Annotated in this window: 14 protein-coding genes; 5 read left to right on the top strand and 9 right to left on the bottom strand. The window is 66.7% G+C overall.

Annotated elements, in window-relative coordinates; genetic code table 11:
• Nucleotides 1–7: 7 nt before the first annotated feature.
• Genes ACS5PM_RS19715 through ACS5PM_RS19700 form a run of 4 tightly spaced genes read right to left on the bottom strand, consistent with a single transcriptional unit; the run spans nucleotide 8 to nucleotide 5,620 of the window.
• Nucleotides 8–1,882: a TRAP transporter large permease gene (locus tag ACS5PM_RS19715; RefSeq protein WP_439389389.1), complete on the bottom strand. Its 1,875-nt coding sequence runs from the start codon at nucleotides 1,880–1,882 to the stop codon at nucleotides 8–10.
• A gap of 5 nt (nucleotides 1,883–1,887) precedes the next feature.
• Entirely contained in the window at nucleotides 1,888–2,907 is a 1,020-nt protein-coding gene (locus tag ACS5PM_RS19710; protein ID WP_439389388.1) for a TRAP transporter substrate-binding protein, read from the bottom strand.
• 32 nt (nucleotides 2,908–2,939) lie between these two features.
• On the bottom strand, nucleotides 2,940–4,337 hold the full coding sequence (locus tag ACS5PM_RS19705; protein ID WP_439389387.1) for a four-carbon acid sugar kinase family protein: 1,398 nt from the start codon (nucleotides 4,335–4,337) through the stop codon (nucleotides 2,940–2,942).
• Nucleotides 4,338–4,345: 8 nt separating this feature from the next.
• Complete coding sequence (locus ACS5PM_RS19700; protein WP_439389386.1) at nucleotides 4,346–5,620, bottom strand: ribulose-bisphosphate carboxylase large subunit family protein; 1,275 nt, start codon at nucleotides 5,618–5,620, stop codon at nucleotides 4,346–4,348.
• A 133-nt stretch (nucleotides 5,621–5,753) separates the two neighbouring features.
• Here ACS5PM_RS19700 and ACS5PM_RS19695 point away from each other — a divergent pair, with 133 nt between their 5' ends.
• On the top strand, nucleotides 5,754–6,638 hold the full coding sequence (locus tag ACS5PM_RS19695; protein ID WP_439389385.1) for a LysR substrate-binding domain-containing protein: 885 nt from the start codon (nucleotides 5,754–5,756) through the stop codon (nucleotides 6,636–6,638).
• Between the two features lie 594 nt (nucleotides 6,639–7,232).
• Here the strand turns inward: ACS5PM_RS19695 and ACS5PM_RS19690 are convergent.
• Nucleotides 7,233–7,457 (bottom strand): hypothetical protein, encoded by a 225-nt coding sequence (locus tag ACS5PM_RS19690; RefSeq protein WP_439389384.1) that lies wholly within the window; start codon nucleotides 7,455–7,457, stop codon nucleotides 7,233–7,235.
• 235 nt (nucleotides 7,458–7,692) lie between these two features.
• Here ACS5PM_RS19690 and ACS5PM_RS19685 point away from each other — a divergent pair, with 235 nt between their 5' ends.
• From ACS5PM_RS19685 to ACS5PM_RS19670, 4 genes are all read left to right on the top strand, one after another.
• Nucleotides 7,693–9,594, top strand: coding sequence for a peptidoglycan-binding domain-containing protein (locus ACS5PM_RS19685; protein ID WP_439389383.1), 1,902 nt, complete (start codon nucleotides 7,693–7,695; stop codon nucleotides 9,592–9,594).
• Entirely contained in the window at nucleotides 9,591–14,837 is a 5,247-nt protein-coding gene (locus tag ACS5PM_RS19680; RefSeq protein ID WP_439389382.1) for a hypothetical protein, read from the top strand. The genes ACS5PM_RS19685 and ACS5PM_RS19680 overlap by 4 nt, the downstream gene beginning before the upstream one ends.
• A 953-nt stretch (nucleotides 14,838–15,790) precedes the next feature.
• Nucleotides 15,791–19,819 carry a hypothetical protein gene (locus tag ACS5PM_RS19675; protein WP_439389381.1) on the top strand — a complete coding sequence of 1,343 codons (4,029 nt, stop codon included), beginning with the start codon at nucleotides 15,791–15,793 and terminating at the stop codon, nucleotides 19,817–19,819.
• Nucleotides 19,820–20,002: 183 nt separating this feature from the next.
• A complete protein-coding gene (locus ACS5PM_RS19670) occupies nucleotides 20,003–21,058 on the top strand; it encodes a pentapeptide repeat-containing protein (RefSeq protein ID WP_439389380.1) in 1,056 nt (351 codons plus the stop codon).
• 510 nt (nucleotides 21,059–21,568) lie between these two features.
• On the opposite strand, the gene ACS5PM_RS19665 is transcribed toward ACS5PM_RS19670, so the two are convergent.
• The 4 genes from ACS5PM_RS19665 to ACS5PM_RS19650 all read right to left on the bottom strand — a co-directional run.
• Nucleotides 21,569–23,470, bottom strand: coding sequence for a hypothetical protein (locus tag ACS5PM_RS19665; RefSeq protein WP_439389379.1), 1,902 nt, complete (start codon nucleotides 23,468–23,470; stop codon nucleotides 21,569–21,571).
• 5 nt (nucleotides 23,471–23,475) lie between these two features.
• Nucleotides 23,476–23,955: an ABC-three component system middle component 2 gene (locus ACS5PM_RS19660; protein WP_439389741.1), complete on the bottom strand. Its 480-nt coding sequence runs from the start codon at nucleotides 23,953–23,955 to the stop codon at nucleotides 23,476–23,478.
• Entirely contained in the window at nucleotides 23,952–24,737 is a 786-nt protein-coding gene (locus ACS5PM_RS19655; RefSeq protein ID WP_439389378.1) for an ABC-three component system protein, read from the bottom strand. The genes ACS5PM_RS19660 and ACS5PM_RS19655 overlap by 4 nt, the downstream gene beginning before the upstream one ends.
• Before the next feature lie 177 nt (nucleotides 24,738–24,914).
• Nucleotides 24,915–25,064: IS3 family transposase (locus ACS5PM_RS19650; RefSeq protein WP_439389740.1), on the bottom strand; the 150-nt coding region annotated here is incomplete at its 5' end.

The raw sequence follows: 25,064 nt of genomic DNA, 5'->3' as shown, positions 1-25,064 counted from the left end.
GAAGGTTTCAGAGGAAGCCGATCGAGATCCACGGCACCGCCGCGACGATCACGAGGCCGACGAACAACGCGAGCATGTAGGCTCCGATCGGGCGTATCCCCGCGTCCGGGTTGACGCGACCGATGGCGCAGGCGGCGTAGTAGCCGACGCCGAACGGCGGCGCGAACAGGCCGAGGCCCATCGCGAGGATCACCACCATGGAGTAGTGCACCTCGTGAATGCCCACGGCCCGGGCGATGGGGAACAGCAGCGGGCCGAACAGCACGATCGCCGGGATGCCCTCGAGCACGCTGCCCAGCACGATGAAGGCGACGATCGAGACGGCCATGAAGCCCGCGGCGCCCCCGGGCAGCGCACGCATGGCTTGGCTGAGCGTGTTCGAGAAGCCCGACTGCGTCAGGCCCCAGGCCATCGCCGTGGCCGCACCGATGATCAGCAGGATCGAGCCCGAGAGGCTGGCCGTGTCGACAAGCATCGGATAGACCCGCTTCCAGTCGAACTGCCGGTAGATCAGCAGGCCGGCCAGCACGCCGTAGGCGATGCCAATGGTCGAGACCTCGGTGGCCGTGGCGACCCCTTCCACCACCGCGGCGCGAATGATGAACGGCAGCGCGATGGCCGGGACCGCGATCAGGAACGCGCGGCCGATCTCGCGACGGCTGGCCCGGCGCACGCCACTGAGGTCTTCGTGCCTATAGCGGGCCCACACCACTGCCACCAGGGTTGCGGCCAGCACGAGACCCGGCAGAAGACCACCGGTGAACAGGGCGGCGATCGACACGCCGGTGACCGAGCCGATCGTGATCAGCACGATGGACGGCGGGATGGTCTCGGTCTGCGCGCCGGTAGCCGAGAGCAGTGCTACCAGGTCGCCTTCCTTCGCGCCACGCTTCTTCATCTCGGGGAAAAGTACCGGCGCGACGGCCGCCATGTCGGCCGCCTTCGAACCGGAGATGCCGGAGACGAGGTACATGGCGCCAACCAGCACATAGTGCAGGCCACCGCGCACGTGGCCGAGCAGGCTGGCGAGGAACGCGACCATTGCCTTGGCCATGCCCGTCATCTCGATCAACTGGCCAAGGAAGACGAACAGCGGGACCGACAGCAGGATCAGGTGGCTGACACCTTCGTCCATGCGACCGACGACGATCAGGACCGGCGTACTGGTGGTCAGCATTACGTAGCCCAGCGTGGCCAGGCCGAAGGCGAACGCGATCGGCACGCCGGCGAACACCGCCCCGGCGACGACAACGACGAAGAAGACCACCAGGTTGGCGTTGCCGAGCTGCCGCCACACCGGCTGTAGCAGCGTCATCACGACCATGATGGCGACGACCACGCCGACGGCTGCCGCGACTTGGCGAAGCCTGCCCACCGCGGCGAGCCGCAAGACGGCCAGCAGCGCCATCGCGCCGAAACCGGCGGCCATCGCGGCGACTCGCCAGGAGTTCTGGATGTCCAGAGCCGGCGTGCGCATCATCGCCTCCTCCACCGCGTACTCGTACGCATGCGGCAGCACCAGCAGCAGGAAGGCCAGCGCAGCCGCTGTGGCAAGCACGTCCAGGAAGGCGCGCCTGTCGGGCGAAAGCTTGCCCACCACGGCCGTCATGCGCATGTGCTCGCCGCGCTGGAAGGCGACCGCCGAGCCCAGCATCGCGAGCCACAGGAACAGGATCGACGCGACCTCGTCCGACCAGATCAACGGATGGTGGAACACGTAGCGCGCGACCACGCCGGCCAGCAGGACGGCGATCTCGGCCGCGACCAGCAGCGCAACAGGCACGCCAAGCAAGCGGCCAAACACATGCTGGGCGCGGTTGGCCCATGCTGCGACGGCGCCGCGCGGCGCGCCGTCGTCGTCAGAAATGGAGGCGGCGTGCATGTCGGTCAGCCCAGCTTGCCGGTGTGCTTCTCGAGCAGCGCCCAGGCCTCTTCACCGTACTTCTGCTTCCACTCGGCGTAGAAGCCCGAAGCGACCAGTCGCTCGCGGAACGGCCCGAGCTTCGGATCGTTGAAGGTGAGACCCTTGGCGGTGAGCTCGGGCCGCAGCGAGGCGTTGAGCTTCAGGCCATCGGCGCGCATGTCGAGCGCCGCCTGGTTCAGGTGCTTGGCGATGATGGGCCGCGCCTTCTCAGGCATGCGGTCCCATACCTTCTGGTTCGTCATGCACCAGTAGCCATCCCACATGTGGTTGGTCATGGAGCAGTACTTCTGCACCTCGTAGAGCTTGGCGATCGAGATGATCGTCAGCGGGTTCTCCTGGCCGTCGACCACCTTGGTCTGCAGCGACGAGTAGGTCTCCGCGAAGTTGATCGACGCGGGCGCCGCGCCGAGGTGCTTGAACAGCGAGGTCCACAGCGGGCTCACCGGCACGCGCATCTTCAGACCCTTGAGGTCGTCGGGCGTATTGATCGGCCGCACGCTGTTCGTGATCTGCCGGAAGCCCGAGCTCCACACGGTGTCCATCGCCATCAGGCCCACCTTCGGGAACTGCGCGCGCAGGTACTTGCCCAGCTCACCGTCCAACGCCTTGTGCACGGCGTCGTCGTTCGCCCAGGCGAATCCAAGGCCCCACATCGACGAGATTGGCACCAGCTGGGAGAGGACGTTCACGCCCGAGACGGTGAAGAACTCCAGGCCGCCGGCGCGCAACTGCGACAGCATGTCGGCGTCGTTGCCCAGCTGGTTGTTGGGGAAGACGTTGATCTGGACCTGGCCGCCCGTGTCCTTCAGGATGCGCTCCGCGGCCTCCATCGCGCGGACGTTGAGGGGGTGTGTGGCCGGCAGGTTGGTGCCAAACTTGTAGGTGAATTCGGCGGCGCGCGCGAAACGCGGCACCACCAGGGCCGGGGCGGCGATCAGGGCGGAACCGGTCAGCAGGGCCCGGCGGCGGTTCATCGATGTCATGCGGAGTCTCCTCTCAGGGGTCGGTGAAGTGATCAGCGCACGTCGGCCGTGCCACGCAGCGCCTTGACGAAGTAGTCGGGCTGGCCCATCTGGCCGCCCTTGAGCGCGATCTCGAGCCGTGCCAGATGCGGCTCGCGGGAGATGGCGCGGCACAGCGGCGCGCCTGGCGCCAGACGTGCCACCACGCGCAGAGCCTGCGGGGCCAGACGCTGCGTGACGTGGCTGGAGGTGTCGCCGCCGGACAGCAGCAGGCGCTGCAGGGGATGGGCGCGCAGCAACGCATCGACGAGGTCGCCGAAGCGGTGCCCCAGCAGGCGGCCGCCTTCGTGGCGGGCCTGCTCCTGGCTCATCCCTTGCCCCGCGAGGGCCGACAACATCGCTTTGATGCGTGGGTCGTTCGGGCCGCGCGCGCTGTGCAGCATCACGCTGTTGCCGGCGCGCAGCGCTTGCAGGGCTTGTTCGGCGAGACGGGCGAGCTCCGAAGCCGGGTCGCTCGTGGCGACGAGAGCCGCCGCGTCAACGGGAATGTCCACAAACCCGGCAGCCAGCGCGGCGTCAATCTGCAGGGCGCTCAGCGGCGAAGCGCTGCCGGAGACGGCCAGCACCTGCGGCGCACCGTCAAAGCGCTCGTGCGTGGTCGGAACGTCCGGCAGGACGCCGGTCTCGCGCCACCACTGCGTCAGCGCGTACTCGAGACCGGAACCACCAACGCAGAACAAGGGCGTCTGGCGGCTTCGCGTGCGGCCCGCGAGCCCATCGAGCAGACGGCCGGTCTCAGTGAGGTGCTCGGTCGTGGTGCCGTCCACCAGCACCGCACCGCCCGACGTGGCGTCGACCAGGCGCTGCAACTCGCCGGCCATCGCTGCGCGGTCAAGTGCGAACTGCGGCAGCGTGAAGCCGGTGATCGGCATCGCGGTCTGTGCGCTGAGGTGGCGTGCGAGATCCGCCTCGTGCATCGGCGTTACCGGGTGCACGCTCATGATCGGGTGGCGGTCGATGCGGTGCACGCGGTCGTCGGTACCGGAGCGCGCGAACAGGTTGCCGAAGGCGCAGTAGCGGCCGAGCGCGGAGGTTGCCGCCACGATCGGAATCGCGCTGTCGCCGAAGGCCGTGCGCGACAAGTCCATCACCCGCCCGATGCTGCCGATGCTCGGTGAACTGTCGAAGGTCGAGCAGACCTTGTAGTGCACCAGCGGCACGGGCAGGCGGGACATCGCGGCAAGCACCGGTACGAGCTGGGCATCCATCTCGGCCGGCGACATCGCGCGGCTCGCGCCCGCCACGCCGATCGCGTCGAACGGTCCGAATTCACGCAGCGTCTGTTCGTCGGGCACGTCGAGGAACAGCGCGCAGTTCAGGCCGGCGAAGGCCAGCACTTCGAGCGCATCGGTGGACCCGGTGAAATCGTCACCGTAGAAGGCGAGCTTCATACCGGCTCCTACAGGTTTGCGAAATGAACCAGCGCGCGCTGCAACGCTGGGTGCGATTCGGCGTAGCGGTCCAGGCTCACGCCGGCCACCGCCGCCTCCCAGCCTTCGCGCATGCTGGCCATGCCGGCCGCGATGCCGTCGGGGTGGCCGATGATTCCGCCGCCCGCGAGGTGCATCAGGTCCACCGCGCCGAGCGCGCCGTACAAGTTGGGCGCCAGGCCGGCCCATTGACCAGACGAGAACACCGGCATCAGCGGCTGCAGTCCCGCCCAGGGCGCCAGGCAAGCCTTCGCAGAGGCGATCACCGAGTCGTCCGGCTCCCAGAACTTGCTGCGGATGCCGTTGCAGTGCAGGTGATCCACGCCGGCCAGGCGCCACAGCTTCTGGTAGGCCTCGAAGGAGAATCCGAGTCCGGGATGGCGCGTGAAAGCGCCCCAGCCGTTGCGGTGGCCATGGATCGGCAGCAGCGCGTGGCGGCGCAGGTGCTCGACCGCCGAGAAACCGACCCAGTTGATGCTGACCATCACGCACGTGCCACCCGCAGCATGCACAGCGTCGTGACGGCGCAGCATCTCGTCGACCGAGCCCGAGATGTTGATGGCGTACATCGGCATGCGGCCTAGACGGTCGGCATGGCGGTGCAACACCGGCATCACGGCCCGCAGGCGCTCGTCGAACGGCGCGTACGGCGGGTCGGCCATCAGTTCATCGTCCTTGATGAAGTCGATGCCGGCGGCGCAGAGGTTGTCGACCAACTCTGCGGTCTGGTCCGGCGAAAGGCCGATGCTCGGCTTGATGATCGTGCCGACAATCGGCCGGCCCTCGACGCCGGCCAGCCGCCGCGTGCCCGGAATCCCGAAGGCCGGGCCGTCGAACTGGGCCGCATAGTCGGGCGGCAGGTCGAGGTCCAGCAGGCGCAGGCCGGTGACCTCGCCGAGTTCGTACAGATTGCCCGCCGCGGTGGCCAACAGGCTGGAGAGATTGGCGCCGACGTTGGCGACCGGGAACGCGATCTCGATCTCGGCACGGTGAAACACGCCGCCGTGTGGATGCCGATCGACATAGGCGCTCGGCAGTGTTGGCTGAAGCGCGGGCGCGAGCGGCTTGATGCCGACGACCCGAGCGCGGGAGCGCTCCTTCAGTTCATCGGTCTCGCCGGGCAGCGAGAGGAAGGTGCCGCTGGACTGTTCGCCGGCGATCACCTGCGCGATCTTTTCGGGAGCGACGGAGCTTTCGACGAAGTAGCGAGCGGTGAACTCGGGGCGGCTGGCTGGGTTGTTCATGGGGCTGTGAGATTCCGTCTGACCTGGCCGCAAGATTAGGCGTAACCTCCGAGGCGGGCAAACGATATGATCTCTGCGCACTGTGATGAAACCTCACATGGCATTCGGGTTGACCCGGACTCGGGAGACATGCATGACCTCGCCGCTTCGCCTCTCGCTGAATGCCTTGCGCGCCTTCGAGGCGACGGCGCGCCTGCGCAGCTTCAGCGCGGCGGCTGAGGAACTGTCCGTCACGCACGGCGCCGTAAGCCGACACATCCGCATGCTCGAAGACACGGTTGGACTGCCGCTGCTCAAGCGCACTGCGCAAGGGGCATCGCCGACGGCCGAGGGGCAACGCCTGGCCGATGGGCTATCCACCGCCTTCAGCCTGATTCAGTCGAGCGTCGAACAGTTGAAGCCAGGGCCGCTGACCTTGGCCTGTTCCGAGTCGATCATGATGTACTGGCTTCTGCCACGGCTTAACCGTTTCAAGGACGCCTACCCGGAGGTCGAGCTTCGCTTCAACATGAGCCACGGCCCGGTCGACTTCGCTCGCGACAACGTCAGCGTCGCGATCCGCCTGTCGTCGATCGAGGCGCCGAAGGATGTCGTGCGGGACGACGTGGCGCCGGAGTGGGTCGGCCCGGTGTGCTCGCCGGAGTACCTGCGGCAGCATCGCATCGAGACGGTGGACGATCTCGCGCGCGTCCGCCTCATGGTGTCGCGCACCCGGACTAGCGCCTGGGATGATTGGGCCCAGTGCAGCGGTCATCAGGACATGTCCCTGTCGGTCGTCGAGTCCTTCGACCACTTCTACCTGCTGATCCAAGGGGCCCGTTGCGGGCTGGGGCTGGCCAATGTGCCGCGCATGCTGGTGCGGGACGACTTGACCAGCGGCACGCTCGTGGCGCCGCTGGGCTTCGTCCGCGGCCCCAACCGGCTGGCGATCTGGATCGCACCGCACCTCAGCCGTCGCGCCGACGTGATCAAGTTGGTCGACTGGTTGCACGACGAGCTTCGCGCCACCGAACCATGACGGAACGCTCTTCGGGCATACCCTGGCGGCCAAGCGCATTGGGCCTCGGCAATGCGTTCGCTTGAGATCGATGAACTTCCAGGCACGCCCGGTCGAACGGCTGGAAGGAGCCAAAGCGTCTACGGCCGCTGATGGCCGGCTGCAGGTGGCCACGAACGGCTGCTTCGCGGAGGCGAAAGCCCGAGAGAGGTCGGTCCAAGCGTCGGGTAGCTTCGGAGAAGCTCGGAGGACGGGATTGGGTCGGGTGCGTGAATCGGTAGCCTGGGGAAGCTGCCATTCGACCGGCCAACGACTCGTGACGGCGCGCCTCATCGGTTGAACGTCAGCAGTACCTCCGGGACCGGCCAGTGACGCGATGATCGGTCGCATAGGCCAGCGTCCGGAAGGTGGCGGTGACCGTGACTAGCGCGTTGACGGGCGACCGACCGGACACGCTGCCTATGCGAAGTTCGCAACTTTGCGCAGTGCGCCTGGCGATGACGCCGTTCATCGAGGTTCGGCGCGCCGTTCGAGTGAGCCGGTTCGCGAGGAACTGGACGTAGTTTCCCTGGCCACATGCACTGGCGGTTCCACCTATGGCGACCGCCATGGGCATCACTGCTCCTTCTTTCGACTGCCACGATCCTCGGCCGGCATAAGTGCGACGCTCATGTCGGCCGACCAGATGAGCATAGTTGTGAACTGCGCATAGGCAGCGTTATGGAGAGCTTTCCACAACGCTGCAAAGCGGGCCACGCAGGACGCTAATGCACGCTCGAGACTGATTTGCGGCCGCCCATGCTTCCTTGCGAAACGCTTGCCCAGGCTGTCCACGGACATCCGAGGTTCCTTGATTGCCGATCGCACCTTTCGCGCTTTTGGTCGCAGGACAGCCAGTCTGCCCTGGCTGCCCTCGCCGTCCAGCACGAAGCGTCGTGCGGGCGCCCTCGGCAGGGGCATCCCCAACATTGAGGACTCGCGCTCAGGAAACCCTCGGTCACGGATTGAGACGGGTCACGTTCTTCGATAGATTGCCTGCGCACAGCAGCGACGTCCTTCAGGGGAGGGTGCAGGCATGGCGACGGCATTTGCCAGAGGGTCCGAAGGCGGGTCGATCGAAAAGCTTCAAGTGGCCCTCGGCTTCGACGAGTCGGATGTCGATGGCGTATTCGGCCCGACCCTGCAGCTCGCGGTCCAGGAACGACAGCGGGCGCTCGGGCTGCCCGTCACCGGGATGGTCGACCCTGACCTGTGGAAGGCGATCACCGAGACCGAGTGGCCGGACATGTTCGAACGCGCGCTGGGCCTGGTCGCGGGCTTTGAAGGCCACGGCTACAAACTGGCGGCCGGCAACCAGGACAGAGCCGGGATCACTTGGGGAATCATCGGCTTCGCGCTCATCGAGGGCGGTCGAACCGCCCATCCCCGCAAGGGCTCGTTGCACGGCCTCCTGACTTCCCTGTTCGCATCCCATGAGGACCTGGTGCTCGAGGCCTTCGGGGAGGAGCGGGCAGAAACCCTCCGCGCCAAGCTCGCGCTCCCGGCCGCATCGCTGCAGGCCTTTGGGCAGGAGGTCTCGGATCCTGACACCGGAGGGCTCAAATTGCTCGCGCCTTGGCAGCAGTCCTTCGCGAACCTGGGCGAGTATGACGCCGTTCAGGATGAGCAGCGTGCCCGCGCGAGGACGAAGTACTTCGACGATGCCGTCAAGGATGCGGATGCGTATGCCGCGGCCTTCGACATGCATGGCGAGAGGACCCTTCAGTTCTTCTTTGACCTGCACGTCAACAATGGCCACCTGACCGACGACGAGGACGCGCTGGCGAAGCAAGGCCTGACCGATCTCATCGCCCAGGACCCTCATGCGTCGCTGACCCGGAAGCTGGAGGTGATCACCGAGGTCCTCGCCGACTCGCGGCCGGACTTCGAACGCATCATCCGGCAGCGCAAGGGCACGATCGCGCGCGGGTTCGGCGAGGTGGGCACCGACAAGTACTTCAGGCTCGACGGTTGGGGCATCGAAGTTGATGCCGCCGGCGCCGGCATTGCCTGCTTTGCGGCGCTGAGCTTCGAGCCCGAACAGAAGCAGGAGCAGCTCGCCCTCGCCGCAGGGGCGATGGCACTGCATCTCGGCGAGCCGGCGGTGCAGTTGATGGATGCCGGCTTGTGGCCGCGGCAGACGGGAGTGGTTGCGATCGAGGATGACCTGGGCCGGAGTGTGAGCTTCCGTGGTCTCGTGGGCCCGCCTGGTGAAGCCCTGGTCACTCCCAAGGCGCCTTTGCTGGTGCTGGCGAGCCACCTGGTCTGCAGGGCGCCCGTGAGCCTGCTCGCCATCCTGGGGCAGTCCACGCCCTTGCTTCAGGCGCCGGGCGACCCGTTCGTGGTCGGACGGTCGAAACGCTACTACGCGGGCATCCGCCTGACGGCCGACGACCGCCTCCTGGTACTGCGACAGCGCAACCGTGGCACGAGCCGCAACGACCGGGTCGTCGACATCACGGAGGTCCGCAGTGCGCTGGGTGCGTGCGACATGCTGATGCTGTTCACGGGCTTCGGCATTCCCTACCAGTCCTTGCCCGGCAGTGCGCCGCGCTGGCTCGATTGGCTGCGCGCGGTCGGCGCGAAGCCGATCGTGCTCGGCTGGTACGGCAACGTGCGGCTGCCGCAGGACGCCCATCAACAGTTCGTCTCGGAGACCTTCCTCGGCAGCGTCGCCGCGCTTTCGGTCGGGCAGGACCTGCATGCGATCTGCGCGGCCTACCCGCAGCAGATCGTGCAGCTGTGGGGGCGCGCATGTCATGGAGCCTTTGCCATGGGGCGCCAGCGGTACCTGTGGCAGGACGAGGCTGTCCCCGGCATCGAACTGACCCAGAGCGGGGCCGCGGCCATCACGCCTGACGACCAGGTGTGGGTGGCCAATCCCGCCTTCGACGGCATCTCTGCAGAACCGGCAATGACAAGGTGGCCACCCCCATGACGTCCATCACGATCAAGACCGAGAAGGCTTCGCAGTACATCGAGCTGCACTCGGACACCGACATCCCGACCCAGGAAGTCGGGCACGACTTCCTGGCGACGGGCTTCCACGAGGTCCGCCTGTTCCATGGCGAGACGTCGATCCGGTGGCGCTTCGACCGCCGCACGCCCGGCCCCGCCGGCTTGCCGGAGGACTTTCCGCCGGAAGCCACAGCACGTGGCGACCTGCCAGCGTCGCGACATCTTTCCGGCGTGGGCTGGTTCGAGCTGAAGTTCCACGTGAGCTCGCCGCTGAGCCCGCGCCAGCGCGGGATCTGGGTGCTGCTCCTGCTGAAGATCGACGAACACGGCGACATGGTGCTGTCCGGCACGGGGCTGCGGCGATGCGGGTACCTGGTCGCCGACAGCGGAGGGCTCGTGCGCAGCAAGCCCGGTTGGTTCACGGACGTCGACGATCGCTGGGTCTACGAGTTCGGCAAGGAGCCCAGTCGGGACAATGGCCTGCTGAGCGCTACCGAGGCCGCGCCGGGTGGCAAGGACAACCTGATCGACATCCCGACGACGCTCAACGGCAGGACGTCGAACGACTATTCATTCGCCTTCGTCTTGGACACCAGCGTCTCGCCGGCCGAGGTGTGCACGCAGTTCCTTGCCAGTCCAACGTTCGTGCGCAGCGCCGCCGTGAGTGGCTATGCGCTGCGCCTGGACCTCGGCAACCGGGCCCGGGCGGCGATGGGCGCGATGGGGATGGCGCTGCGCTGCACGCAGGCGGATCGTCGCGATGGGTGGTCGCTCGAATGGAGCGACCTGTTCGGGCAGGCGGATGCCCAGCGTCCGGATGCATTCACGCTGGAGAGCCTGAGCCAGGCGCTGCTCGAGACCCACGCGCTGGGTCTCGCGACGGTGCGCTCGCGCAGCCGGCTGAGCCTGATCCCGACGTGGCTCAGGACGTCCGGCCGCGTGCTGCTCGACTTCGCGCTGCGGGCCGACACCGATCAGCAGCTGGTCGACACGCGCCTAGTCGGCATCCGCCTCGTGCAGGCGGGACAGCCGGTGGAGCTGCACTGTGGTGGCGCGCTGGACATCGATGGGTGCCCGATGGTCCTGTCGGCCCGGGCGCAGGACGTGCGCGACAAGGGGAATCTGCTTTTGTCGTGGGACCTCGAACCGGCCGGCGCGGTCTCCTGCGAGCTGGGCGTCGACGCGGTGCTGATGTCCATCGCCGGCTTCCAGCACGGCTCGTTCTCCTTCGGCCTCACGCACGAAGGCGACCCGTTTCGACGCTCACCGCTGTCCTCCGACCTGGTCCTCGATTTCGATGCTGCGCACTACCGGCCGCTCAGCGTCGATCCCGAACTGGGTTTCGAGACGATGGCGGCCTTCGTCCAGCGCGAACGCCCCTGGACCGTCGACCTGGGCGAGCGGCAGCCGGTGCTGCTTCTGGCCGAGGAGCATGCCAATGAGAAGCGCAGCCGTCAGCTCCGCTTCGCGGTGCGTCTGAAAGAGGAGGACGTGCGCCGGACCGATGTGGTGGTGATCGACCGGAGTCCGCTGACGGTTGCCCGCGTCGAGACCTCCGAGCATCAGTTCGGCGACGAACTGCTCGCGGAGTACATCGACGACGCCGACCAGGCTCCTGAATGGCGCTTCGCCTCGAACAAGGGCCAGATGACGGCCACGCTGCCGCCGCAAGGCATTGGTGAGGAAATGGTGAAGGGCTACCTGCACCTCGAGCGCGACGGCGTGCGCACCCGCGTGCCGCGCGACCGCGAGTTGTTCGACTTCCGGCTCACCCCACCGGCCCGGCTGGAAGTCGACCGTACCGATGTCGACATGGCGCGGTCCGAGGCGCCCTGGTCGGTGCGGCGGCTGCTCGGACGCCGCCTGGGCGCCACCGGTGTGCAGCTGATGTCGGCGGACTTCGAGCTGCTCTACGGGATGTCGGCCCGGTTGGTGTCGCCGGGCCTGCGCCTCGCCGAGCTCGATGGCTTCATCGGGCGCGCGCCGCTGGCGGACGAGTTGCAGCGCCTGTGTGCGCGCCAGACCGTTGGGCAGGGCCAACCGAACGCCTCGAAGACCAAGGAGGACTACGCGAACAGCGCCGCGGCCTGGTTGAGCTGGTTGTGGCACCGCCCGTCGTGGTGGCGTGCGTACCGGGACATCGGCTCGCGAGGCCGCCTGGCGATCGATCAAGGCGTCACGTACCGCCTTCGCCCGTCACGCGACACGGCCAACCCGTTCTCGATCGGCGATCCTGCTCCCCTGACCACCCCCGGCGCGCTGTTCGGCCCGCGCGAGCCCCTGCGAGGCGGGGTGGACTGGCCTTTCCAGTCCTTGAACGTCTACGGCGAGATGATTGGCAAGCCGCAATCGAGCGCCGGGTCGGTAGAAGGGCTCGTGTTCGGCAGCCTGGGCGGGGAGGGTGGACAGACCGCGGCGTTCAACAACGGCAAGACGCTCATCATCACCACGTCGCGCCAAGGCCGCCTGGACTCGTTGACCCTCATCCGGGTCGGGCGCATCGCGATGCTCTGGAACAAGGCCCGCCATGTGATCGTCTACGAAAGGACGACCCGGCGCGCACCACGCTACGACGAGACCGACTCGGACGACCTTCAGGACTCGTTCGAGGGCCAGCCGCCCTTTCCCGGCCTGGCGGCTCTGCGCAAGGTGCGCGAATATGTCGAGATCACCGAGCCGCGCCGGCGCTATCCGGACAGCAGTGCCGCGGCGTCGATGACCGGCCCTTTGCTCCAGAGCGTGTTCGCCACCGTGGCGATTCCGGTGCGCTCCGACTGGGGACGCGATATCCGCGATGGCTTCGTGATCGCCCTTCGGGGCCCCATCCCGCCAGGCAAGGAGGCCTTCTTTCCCGACCCGCAGGTCTTCCTTGACCTCGCGCGCGCCCCCGGCAAGGGCGGGGGCTCGATCGGCCAGCGGATCCTCAGCACGGAGCGACTCGTGTTCTTCACCAGCACGCGTGACCTCGACGGGGGGGACAGCGACGCCTGGCCGGCCTGGCCGGACGTGGACTATCCCCTGCTGCCGCCGCCGGCACCGCCGCCGCTGCCCTTCACGAGCAGCTTCAGCTCACGCGATCGTCAGCCGGACGCCTGTGCCATCGAGCCCGGCATGGCGCATTTCACGCTGGTGCTGAATCCGGCCGAGGAAGCCGTCAACCTCATGCATGGGCGCGACGTCCCCGGACTGGAGGCCCGCCTCAGCAACATCAACCTTGCCCGTGGCCTGCCGGCCGGCGACCCTCCCCTGAAGGCGGAGCCCGACCCGAGTTCTCCCGAGGGTCAGTCCCTGAAAGGACTGCGAGAGGCCACGGCGCCCTTCTGCGCAGCCCACGGCCAACTGCTGGACGGCCTCGCGGAGCTGCGCGCGGCGTTGCGCGAGCGCGTGGCGGCCGGCGATGACACGCCGCTGAAGGCCCAACCCGACCTGCAGCGGGAGGTGGGGGAGCTGCTCGATCGGCTGCACGGTGCCGCGTCGCAGGTGAAGGTCGACGCTGCCCCACAGGTGGCGTGGGACGGCAAACAGGCCGATCGCCTCGTGCAGTACCAGAATGCCGTCGCGAGGCAGGCCAAGGACCTGGCCGGCCAGTTCAGCCAGCTGCCGCGCCAGCTCGAGGGCCTGGGCGTCGAGGCGGCCCGTCAACGGGCCAAGGCGCTGGCGGACGGCTTGCTGGAGCAGGCGGTCAACCGTGTGGGCGAGGTCGGCTTCTTGCCCCTGCAGGCGCTCGCGGCGTTGCGCCAGCTGGTGGCCACCCTGGAGGGACATTTCACGGCCCGGCTGGTCCAGTGGGCGGCCGAGTTCCGCTCGAGCCTGGGGCGCCTGGAGGCGGCGTACGCCAACGATCCCGACGCCGCCACCGAGCTGGACGCGCAGTGGCAGGAGGACATCGGGACCCTGCCGGCCAAGCTGCGCGTCCTGCTCGACGTGCTGGACCAGTACGCCGACGCTGCGCTGCGGGAGTTCTTTTCCCGCCTGCCGATGGCCGAGGGCGGCGAGACCCTGTACGCCCCCCTTCGTGCCGTTGTCGACACCGGCATCGGGGCTGCCGCGGACTGGGTCGCGCGCTGGAACGACAGCCTGCCCCCGTTCGACGAGGAGGCGCCCGACTTCCAGCGCATGCGCGACGAGCTGACGAGGATCCTCGACAAGGGCCTAGTCGAGACGCTTCTGAAAGGTGTCCGCGAGCAGCTGCAGAGCATGCTCGACGAGATCAACCCGTGGTGGGAGTCGGCAGGCCAAGCCGCGGCACAACACGTGCTGGACACGCTGAATGACCTGATGCCGACGCTCGACGCCCCAGGTTCCATCGTCGCGGACTTCCAGAAGGCGCTGGCGGACGCGGCCGGCCAGGTCGAGACGGCCATGAGCGGCGCCGCGGCGGGACTGGCCACGGCGATCAAGGACAAGCTTCCCACCTTCAAGGCCACGCTTCTGCAGGGCAGCCTGGACGCCTTGAAGGACTTCCACATCAAGGCCACGGCCCCGCTGGATGCGATTCGCCAGGCACTGGCGGTGGCCGACGGCACCATCGGTGACCTGGAGCACGCGGTGCGCGCGCAGGCCACCGTGGTCGAGCAGTACGCCCAGGCGGGCGCCACGCAGCTCGAAGACTGGGCTCGGCAGGCCGTCGGCAGCGTCGTGGCCATCGCCAACGAGAACGCCGACGCCGCGCTGCAAACCCTTCGCGTGCTGGCCGACGGTCCGGTGACGGAGGCCCTGAAGGTCAGCCGCGACCAGCTGGGCTACTACTACGGGCAAGGCCAGCTCGCGCTGCAGCTAACGCGCTCCAGCGCGATCTTCAACGACCTGGGTGCGCAGGCGCTCAACTCGCTCAGCTCGCAGCTTCCTTTCGACAGGATCCGCGACCGGCTGTTGCCCCGGCTCGACGGCCTGGCCGTGCGGGACCTGTTCCCGGACTTCTGCGGCTTGAAGCTGACCTACCTGCTGCCGGACCTGGACGTGCCGCTGGATGGCACGCAGGAATTCGGGCTGGGTGCAGGTGCGCCACGGCTTCGACAAGGAGCACCTGCGCGCGTGGGCGCAGGTGTCGATCAACAAGCACTTCGAATCCGACGCCACGCTCTTCGACCTGGGTCCGGTCAAGCTGCGCCTGCTCAAGCCGCATTTCATCGGCGACAGCAGCATCAGCCTGACCGGCAGCGCACGCGAGCAGCGCACCACGGCCTCGCTCGAGGCGGCGTTCGAGCTTGCGCTCAACGGTAAGCCGATGGTCACGCTCCACGAGGCCACGCTGTCGTTCGACGAATGCGGCGAACTCCGGTTCGACTTCGACAAGAACCAGATAGAGCTCGCGCCGGAACTCCAGTTCGTGACCGACGCGCTGCGCTGGCTCATGCCTCGGGTCGACGGAGCCACCATCACGCCGCTCCTGCCGGCCGGCGTGAGCGCCTCCGTCAGCCTGCCGCTGCCGGACATCGGCACCGGCGCGTTCACGATGACCGGGGTGACGCTGAACAGCCACCTGGACCTGATGGTCAACGATGGCTTCGAGATCAGCACCGGGCTGTGGCTGAGCAAGCCGGACCGGCCGTTCGGCCTGGCGGTGCTCTTTCTGGGCGGCGGCGGCTGGTTCGGTATCGATGCGACCTACCGCCCGCCAGCGCGCTTCGTCACGCGCGTGTCGATCGGCATGTCCGCGGGGGCTTTCCTGGCTGTCAACTTCGGCTTCGCGCAAGGCAGTGCCGGCATCCTCTTCACGGGCGGACTCGACTTCTACCGCGACTGGCAGAACGGCCGGGGCAGCACCGCCATCTCGCTGGGCCTGCTGATCTGGGGCGAGTTCTCGGTGATGGGCATCGCCAGCGCCTGCATCCGCCTCATCCTGCGGATCACCTACACCGACGACGGCGGCGTGGTGGGCGAGGGCACCTTCAGCGTCAGCATCCGCATCTGCTGGTGCTTCACCTTGCATGTCGATCGATCGGCGCGCAAGGAGTTTGCCGGCAAAGGCAAGAGCGGCGGCCAGCATAACGCCAAGGCGCTGGCCCACGCGATGGCGCCGATGGCCAGCGCGGCCGACCAGGCGGTGCCGGTGTCTGCGGCCGGGCGCCCGTTGCCAGCGCCCACCGTGCCGGCTTACGGGACGCTTGCGAAGCCGGATATCGGCGCGGCCATCCGTGGGCAGTTCGAGACCTTGTTGATCTAGTGGGGCACACATGAGCGGTCTGAGAGTTACGCTGTCTCTGTCGATTGCCGGTCCGCGCGGCGCCTTGCTCGAGACCCCTCGATGGCCGATGGCCTTGCGGGTGGCCGTCGGGGCGGCCACGCAACCCGACACCCTGGCCGGCAAGCATGCCTTCATCGACGAAGCGGTCCCATGGGCGACCTGGCCGGACGCGCTGCCCCGCCTCGTCCTGGTGGATCAGACCGGTGCCCCGCTCGGCGCTGGCCCGATGGACGTGGATGCTCCCTTGACTGAAGACGCGGACTTCCTCGCCGCCCTGAAGGCCGAGATCGTGGGGCGCGCCCAGGCCATGGCGGAGAGGATCGATTTCGTATTCGAAGGCAAGCGCCCGGACAGTGTCGACGACGGGCGCCAGCCCCTGTCTTGGCAGGGTCTGATGAATTCGCTGTCGGCGGTCGCGCACCCCACCCCTTCTGCGCTGAAGGCATGCTGGCTCTTCCATGTGCCTCGCGAATACCTGGCCACGCAGGACGCGGAGACCGGCCGCTGGACCCTGAAAGAGGGCTTGGTGGGGATCGGCATGGCGCCGCAGACCATTCGTGCCGGCAGCTACGCGGATAGTCATGCGACTGACGAGCCCCTGGTGATGGAGCACCGTTACGGCGAGGCCGACGATGTGCTGGCCTACGGCATGCTGCTCAAGCTCGACGAGGCGCTGGCGCACGGTCTCGACGAGCTGGACAACCACTGGATGAGCATCCGCGACAGCCGCGACGATTCGCTGCTGGACCTGGCCGATCGCCTGGAGGCGGCGCTGACGCCCGCCTCGGCGATGAACGCGCTGTCCGTCGAGGAGTGGCTGCCGGCCTGCGTCACCCTCCTGGGCGTCGATCAGCGGCGGTCGGCCAGCTCGGCGGAGGTGGTTGCCGCCCTGCAGCGCTGGCGTGAGACGACGGGCGTCCCGGTCGGCGGCGTCTCCAAGCAGCGCCGGCAGCTCATCCTCGACGCCCTGCTGCGCGATGCCGATCCCGCCGAAGCCATCCGGTCGGCGTACCAGGTGGCCATGGGCGAGACCTTGCAGCAGCTGATGGATCGCGCCATGCCCGACCCACCGCTGCCCAGGACCGAGATCGACAGGGGCGATATCGCCGGCTTGACCAAGGTCCTCGTCGAGCGCCTGCTGCCGTCGTTCGCCCGGCGCGATCCGGGACCCTGCACACCCAATGAAGGGATCGAGCTGATGGTGGGCAACGAGCGCTACCGGCTGGTGCACGAGGCCCAGCAGCTCGGTGCGAGCATCGACGACGTGGCGGGCATCCAGCTGTTCGGGCGGCGCAGCAGTAACCCGGCCCTGCTGGACACCGCTGGGGCGATTGCGTGGCAGGCGCTGACGGCGGGGCACTACGAGCTGGCCGACAACGCCGGCGTGCACAAGGCGCTGGACCGGATCTTCGGCATGACAGCGACGTACGTCGATGGCGTGCTGTACCGCGAGCTCAGCTACCGCGGCGCCAACCTGGTGTGCCGCAATCCAGTCGAGCGGGTCCACCGCGAAGCGGTCGAGGCCCCCGATGAACCCTCGCAGCTGGCACCGCTCGACAGGCTGGTCAGCGCTCAGGTATCGGTCCTGCGGGCGATTCCTCTGCGCTATGGCGACCACTACGAGTTCGCCGCCGGCGTGATCGACCGGGCGGGCGGGCAGGCGACGGAACTGACCTATCCCGAACGGCCCTGGAGCTTCGATGTCACCAAGCTCGCCACGCTCGACCCCCCGCAGAGGGACCGGGTCCAGTTCCTGAGGCGGGTGCCGGTGGGCGACTGCAATCTGCTGCCGCTCGACGGCGCGTGGCCGAGGGTGCCGGACGACATCGCGTTGCGCTGCCTGGAAGAGGCCCCGATTCCGGAGCCTGCCGGCAACACCAAGCCCTGCGCGATCTTGCTGACGCCGGCCGGCGATGACTATCGACATGAAGGACGCCTGGGTGGGGGGCGCGTGCCACTGGTCGGCGAGGCCCGCTTCCGCGTCGAGCCGCCGCGCCTGGACGAGCACACGCTGCAGCGCTGGCTCATGCCGGACACCACCTGGAGCGACGCGCAGCGCCAGGCCGCGCTGAAGGTGCTCGTCCAGACGCTGACCACGCTGCACGAGGCGCGCGATCGTCAGCTCGCGACCGGTGCGGCGGAGAGTGACGTGGGCCTTCCACTGGACCCAGCCGTGTCCGCCATCGGACTGCGCTTCACGTTCGATGGTCAGGTCGAGCAGCGGCATGTCCTGGCCCGGACGTCAGGCGCCGACATGCGCGTCGCGGTCGGGGATCACGACCACTTCGATCCGGCACAGCTGACGTTTTTCGTTGCGCCGGGCAGCCACGTGCGCTTGGGCTTCGTGGCGCTCGTCTCGTCGACCGACTTCCAGAGGATGGACGGACAGGCCCTGGACCGCCTGCTTGAAAAGGGCAAGGACCCGTGGCGAGACGGCGACGGCAACTTGTACCGGGCCTTCACCGAAAGCGTCGTGTTCGTCGAGGCCGCCAGCGCGGCGCTGCCGAAGCTGACAGCGGATGACCTGGTGCTGAAGGCCGACGAGCGCGAGCAGGTTGAGCTGAGGTATGCGTTCTCCAAGCTGTCTGCCTCCGAGCGCGACAAGCTGCGCCAGGTGCATCAGCAGCGGGTGTCGAGCGATCGCTGGGTGTGGCGCAACCTACCTCTGCCCGCCGCCCAGGCGCTCGTTCTCGGACCCACCACGGACGAGCAGCGGCGCCGGCTGGCCAGCGGCCCTCCGCCGGAGATCGTCAACCCCGCGCTGCGGGACAAGCCCGACTCGGAGCTGGTGCGCTCCTTCGACGAGCTGGCGGCCATTGATCGCGGCTTCGTCCATCGCAGCGATGTCGTCAAGCGCTTCCCGCGCCGCTGGAGCGACGAGATCGTGCTGCACGTCGACAACCGGGACGGCTACACCGCGGCGGACTATCTTCATTACCGCCTGCGGCTCGTGTCACGGTACGCCGGTGTCCTGACGGCGCCGGAGTCGGACGCCATCGGTCCGCGCCGCATTGGCGCGGAGTTCAGGGGCGACGCGCAGCGGATCAAGCCGCCCAAGGTCCTGGCGGTGCTGCCACTGCTGCGGTCCAGCGGAGAAAGCCCGCGGCCGCAGGCGCAGGGCGACGGCTGCCCGTTCCTCGTGGTTCTCGACGAGGTGTGGTTCCGGGAGCATGGCATCGGTGAGCGCCTGGTCGCTCGGGTGGCGAGGGTGAAGCAGGAGATCGGCGAGGACGTCGAGCCGAACGAGCGACGCCTCGGCCCTTTGCCGGACCACAGCGTCGATCCCAAGGGCGGCCTGGTGCTGGACCAGGAGCTGGACTGCTTCGGCCCCTTCGGGTTCAGCCTGGATCGGGGCAACAGCGAAGCGTTGGCGAATGCCAGCGCGTTCGTGGTGTACCCCCCGGTGGGCACACCGCCGCACTACAACCTGTTCGTGGAGTTGTCGAGGCGACTGGACGTCCCCAACCCGGCCGCCCGGAACAGCCCGTGGAGCGAGGCCCTGCCCATGTACTCGCTGCCCGACAGCGATGCCTTGAACCCCATAGGGGCGCGACTGGCCGTGCGGGTCGATGCCGAAGGCAAGATGACCTACGACCCGGGACGCCTCGACGCCCGACCCTTCGCCGGCGCAGCGGGCGACGTCATGCGGCAATACCGCTACCTGTTGATCGCCGGCCAACGGGTGCGCGAGGGGGGCAGGGCGGTGGACGTCTTCCTTCCACAGGAGGCGATGTGGCTCGGCGACGGAACGCTTAGAGCGCTGAAGGGGGCCGACGGATCCTCGGTCCGCGGGTGCACGGCAGCGGTCGTGGCCGAAGTGCTGCTGAACGGTCGTGTCCACCCGGACCACCCCGATCAACACCCGTTGTTCGAATGCGCAAGCCTTCGCGAGCTGTTCCTGGGCTTGCTCGGGGGGCAGGCGAGCGGCCTGCCACCGGAGGAGCGCACGCCGCCGCAAGACGACGCGCCCGGCATGATCCGGCGCTTGTCGGGTGTGTTCGACATCACCTTTGTCTAGGGACGCCGCGGAGCCCCGAAGTGACAGCCCGGCACCTGCGCCTCGCTTTAGCGGAGATGATGAAGGCGATGGACCGCATCGTCCAGGCAGGAGGCCATCTTGAGAAACCCGTACGGGCCGGGAAAGATCGAGGACCGGCGACAGCATCGATCCGGCAAGGGGCATCGCCGGCCGCTTCGACAGGTGCTGCTCGGCTCGGAGCTGCGCATCGCCGTCGTGGTGCTCGTCGTCGCCGCGATGCTGCTCTACGCCATCAGCCGACCCTGTTACCACGACAACGCCTGCTACGGGGGCAATCAGTTCCTGGCCGGTGTCCTCGTCGAGGCGCATGGGATGTTGCTCGACCTGCTGGTCATCGGCTTCGTGGTCGTCTGGCTCAATCGCCGGGCGCAGCGCGATCATGAATCGATCCAGTTCCAGGAAGAGATCGATTCCCTGCGCGGCTCGAGGAGTGCCGAGGCGGGGGTTCGAATCCTGTACCTGGCGCGCCTGCTCAACAAGAACAGGATCACCTCGATCTTTCTGGCCAACGCCCATTTCGATGGGCTGGACTTGCGGGGAGACGTTCAACCGTGGGCCACGAAGCGAACCGTCGACCTGTCCGGCGCCTATGCGCCCAGCGCCAGCTTTGCCGGCTCGACCGTGGCCGGCGTGAACTTCCGCGAGGCCAACCTGCAGCAGGCCTGCTTTGCGGGTGCCTCCTGCGGTCGCGCTGATTTCACGGGGGCGCTCCTGTTGGGCGTCGACTTCCGGGACGCGAGGCTGCAGCACGCCGACTTCACGCGGTCGCGTCATCTGAAGGCACAGGCGCTGGCGCAGGCGAAGAGCTTGCGCGGCGCGGCGATGAGCGAGCGCCTCAAGGCCGAAGTCCTGGCGCTAAATCCCGGGGCGTTCGACGACGAACCCTTCGAGTCCGAGGTTGGCAACTTTCTCGAGATGCTCGACGCGAACGAAATCGCCCAGCAACTTCTCGTGGCGAAGGAGGAGCATGATCTTCAAACGCGCCTCGCGCTGACGAAGTCGTACGGCGCGCAGGCCTTCTTGAGCATGCTGTTCGGCCCGCTGGGCCTGATCTATTCAGCGGGTTGGAAGGCCGGCCTGGGTTTGACCGTTGCAGCGTTGGCGCTTTGCATGTTCGAGCCAGACGCCATCCCCGTGGTCTTCCTCGCCACCTGGCTGCTGAGCGCGATTGCCGGCATCGTTGCGGTTCACCGGCACAACGCGAAGATTGATGGTTAGGCCTGACGCGACTGCAGGCCCCGAACAGGGTCATGAGCGTCCCAAGTGAAAGAGTCGCCTGTGTGGCGACCACGGCATCTCAGACCTCTCAGTCAGCGACGTGGAATGACCGCTGATCTCGCATGTCGGCTCAGTGCTTCGGATCCGTGGAGGCAGCGAGGGTTCGAGGAGTGAACGACTGCTTCTTCGGTACAGTCCGAGCGCGGATTGCGGATGCAGCTCAGTTCGGCCCCAGCTGGCGCCGCAAATCTGCCGCTGACTTTGAAAGACAAGCAAAGACTGGTCGGAGTCATTCGCCGTCGGCTGCCTGAGCGGCTGCTGCAATCGCCACCGGACATTCATCGGTGCTCGGCCCATGCGACTGCTGCAGTGACAAGAGCGGGCATTAGCCGTGTCGTAGCCGCGAACCGGATCTCAACGATTGATCCTTGTTGTGGTCAGTTGGGGCTTGCGACCCGATCCCCGCCGGCAGCTTTACGAAATTCCGCGCTCTATAGCGGTCTACGACCTCTATTTCTCGTCGCTTCTCGAAGAACCGTTGTCATCCTCGACCCAAGGCCCCTCATCGTCGCCAGCGTTCTCGGAACTGTTAGCAGGTTCAACGTCGGCGGCTGGAACGTCGCGATACGGGTAGAAGCCATGTCGACCTGCGCCAGGCACCTTCGAAAACACGATGGGCTCCAGAGATGCCGAGAGGGACGGAGGGATGGCTTCGTTCTCTAGGACAACGATCTGGCCATTGCCTGCCCAAGTCGAAAGCCAGCTGTAGAACCTCTCACGCACCGTGCCAAGGGCCAGGTCAGGCGATGCCGTCTGCTCTGGATCAGCATATGCCTTCAAAGGCGAATCAATGACGGCAACGCCCAGATGCGGGTATCCGCTACCGACGGCGTGCTCCATCAACGCAATGACAAGCGCAGACAGGTACAGTGACCGCAGACCAGCGCCGTAGCTCAGCCGCGGCCGATCGTTGATGACGATGTCACATTCCTCCGCGTCCAGCGCAATGTTCTTGATGTCGGTGAAGCCCCAGGCCACCAAAAGCCCCTTGACGTGGTCGGCGACAGCCCGGCCATCCGTGCCTCCGTCGCGACTTATGTCTACGCGCTTGCGAACTTTTAGCTTCTTGAGCCTGGCAATCTCAGCGGCAAGCCGCTCGAGCTCGTCAAAGATGGCCAACTGAGCCGAGAGGTCAGTACGTCGTACCGCGAGAGTCTTTGGGTCAGCCGAGAACTCGATTCGGGCACCGCCTACAACCATCGCCTCGCGGTTCTGAAGCACGTTCAGCTTGCTGGTCAATACCTCAGCAGCGGCGTGAAGGGTCGCGTGTCGGTTCTTCTCGCGCGCAAGCGCAGCGGACAAGCCAAGGCGCAGAACCCGAACCTTTTCGGTTTCGGCGGCGATGGCGGCTCGATAGTCCTTTGGCTCGGTTTGACCGTGGTCATGCGGCTCAGCCCTATTCGGAGCGGAGCCGCACAGCGGGCACGGGACAGCTGGCAAAGCCTCAAAGAACGCGGTGCCCTCACTCGTCGCGCCAAGGCGCGAGAGGTCATTTGCGTACTTCAGGTCGAGCAGCTCAAACCGGCCAACCATCGACTGTGCATGGTTGCGCTGGTTTGTTGTCGTCCTGAGCTCATCCGACGCGTCGGCAATCTCCTTGCGCAGCTCCTTGAGTTTGGTTGCCCGTGCTTCGTACTGGCTCGTGATGGCGGCGAGTGTGGCGTCCACCTTCTCGATGCCATCAGCGACCTCATTTCGGGTGACGCCAGCAGGAAGACCTGCCTTGACACGCTCAAGGGAAGCTTCCGCTGAGGTGAGCTGGCCCTTAATCCGCTCGACCTCAGACTTCGTCTTTGTGAGCTGTATCGACGCGTCGTCGTTTCCGCTCAAGAACAGGTTGAACGACGAGATGCGCTTCGTGATGCCGAATCCTTGCCCGCTGGTCGCGTGCTCGGCCGGAATCTGAGTTTGCGACCACAACGCCCAATGTCGGACGTCGTCCCCCGTGACGGGGCCACGCTCACTCTGGTTGCGGAGTATTTGCATGCCGGCCGCTCCGGACAGCTCCACGAGCAGCTCGCTAATATCGGTTTCCACCGCCTCGAAGACCTGCCCATCCTCAATGCCGAGAGGCCGAGCCCACACTGCGGCGTCGCCACCTAGCAGCGAGCGACGAACCTCGAACTCGCGCTCTCCGGACGTGAACCGAAGCCTGAGTTCTTGGTATCCCCGCGCGAGCGGGAACGGCTTTGGGGGCTTGTCGCCGCCAAGCAGATACCAGAGGCATCCACGGACGTAGGACTTGCCGGTGTCACTTGGGCCGACGATGACCCGACGTTTGGCGTGGAACTCAATCTCAGCGTCTGGTAAGTCCGGCCCAGTCGAGGTGAGCTTTCCAAGAATGATGCCCATTGTTCCTATCCGTGCCGCACGACGGCTTCAATTTCAGCGCCCCACAGATGGCCGCTAACTGCGAACTGCGACGTCAGCGCGCTCGAATCTGCGCTCCCAAAGATTCGGGCTGCCCATTGGCACCGGTGCTCAAGTTGGCGCATGTATTGCGAGGTAAGAGAAGTCGTCATCGTGCGGGCTGCCTCGCCGGCGAAGTACGTGATGCCATCGGTCCCCCACGATGCCGTCACCAACCCACGCGTGCTCATTAAATGCAGCCCGCGCTCGATCAACTCGCGTCGACTCAGCAACTCTGCCCCACGGAACGGGATGGGAGTGTGCAAGCTACTTGGACCGTTCAGGTCGGCGGAATAGACGATCGCGTAGTCCAGAAGCACCAGCTTCTGCAGGTCGGCTCCTCTAGGGGACATCGCCTGCAGCAGGTAGACCATGCGCAAGCCCAACTCGAAAGGCGAGTTGAAAACGGCGACAGCTGGGCGCTTCACTTGACCCACTTGAGCCTCTTTTCATTTGCCAGATGGTGGCAAGTACCGGGCAAGTCACCGGGCCTCAGTCGAGGCGCCAAGACGCTGTCGTTGACCTTGAGCGTCTGCGAGTTGGTCAAGCCTGCCTCCAGACGGGCGAGCCCGTTGGTATGCTTTGGGCTGTTCACGGAGGAACGAACACCGGCATGGACCATGTCTAAGAGGCGCACAAATTCGTGCTCTCCATACAGGTCTCTACTGAAGGTCTTCAGCCCTTCCGCGCAGTAGAAGGAGGTGCGCTGGTCATGAAAGTGCTCAGCAAACTGAGCCGACTCCATCAAGTCCTGAAGGGTCAGCGTATTGCCGCTGAATTCCCAGTAGACGTGCAGCAGCGCCTGGATGTAGTTCTCTTCTGCCTTCGTCGGCACTGGGGGCGCGTCCGGATCTTCCATCCTCTCTGGCACGATGCCAAACAAGGCGTGGTGAGCGGCCCGGTCCAACTCATGCCATTCGAGGATGTCGCGCAGCTGGCAATCGACGATGGTCGAGAAGTCGAACGCCTGAACCAGAGCAAGCTGCTCGAGCGTGAGGTCAGCCACCTGCTGCTTGAGCCCGGTGACCCCTGCTCGCCAGTCGTCGACAAACCGCTGCTTGAACGCCGCGGGCGCAGCAAGCAAGTCAAAGAGGTCGTTGCCGACGCCCCGCGGCGCGCAAATTAGGTACTGCCGCGGCGTCTGGTAGCTTTCCGCAAGAAGGTGCTTGAAGAATTTGGCAAGCTCGGGAAAGAGGTCCGTAGGTGTCAACGGGCTCTCGTAGTGCTTCCCCTGGTACAGGTCCCAGCGTCCCTCCTCGCGGTTGGGAACGAGCCGTGCCTCGATGTCGCGCCCCTTGTCGTTGGGGCCACCAAGCCGTTTGACGAAGGCGTAGTTAGCGCCGGAGGCGAGGGGACGCAGGTGCCGTGGTCAAGCCATTCCGGACACTCAGATAGGTAGGGAAGCGCGCTGCAGCAGAAGGCAGCGCTCGTAGTCGGCAGGTGAGCGATAACCCAGCGTGGAGTGCAGCCGCGTGGGGTTGTAGAAGCGGACGATGTAGTCGGCGATGTCGTTCTGGGCCTCGGCGTGATTGGCGTA

Origin of the sequence: Ideonella flava, from assembly GCF_051857595.1 — a bacterium.
Taxonomy (GTDB): Bacteria; Pseudomonadota; Gammaproteobacteria; order Burkholderiales; family Burkholderiaceae_C; genus Ideonella.
This window is presented reverse-complemented; position numbering and strand designations above follow the sequence as displayed.